This window comes from Pseudoalteromonas sp. S558 (assembly GCF_005886635.1).
Lineage (GTDB): Bacteria > Pseudomonadota > Gammaproteobacteria > Enterobacterales > Alteromonadaceae > Pseudoalteromonas > Pseudoalteromonas aliena.
In genome coordinates, this window is record NZ_PNDU01000567.1 from 1 (window position 1) to 323 (window position 323).

General features: G+C 41.8%; 1 protein-coding gene. It reads left to right on the forward strand.

Features of this window, described 5'->3' with window-relative positions; all coding sequences use genetic code 11:
* Window positions 1-304 (forward strand): BufA2 family periplasmic bufferin-type metallophore (gene bufA2, locus CWB66_RS21465; RefSeq protein WP_138587005.1); only part of this gene is annotated, 304 nt, incomplete at its 5' end.
* Window positions 305-323: the final 19 nt, after the last annotated feature.

Consider the following 323-nt stretch of genomic DNA (forward strand, 5'->3'; position numbering starts at 1 on the left):
CCATAACGATTGTAAAACAGCCGAAAACGCATGTGCTGGTCAAGCATCTTGTAAAGGCACTGGTTTTGTAGCAATGCCTGCAAAAGCATGTGCTGACGTTGGCGGTAAGGTAAAAGATAAATGGGTTGGCACAGTTACTAAAACTGATTTAGTACACTGTAATGATGTAAATGTGTGTGGTGGTCATAACGATTGTAAAACAGCTAATAATGCGTGTGCAGGTCATGCATCATGTAAAGGCACCGGTTTTGTTTCTATGCCAGCGAAAGCATGTGGCGATATTGGTGGCTCTGTAGACAGTTAATAGCTAATTATTAGTTGCG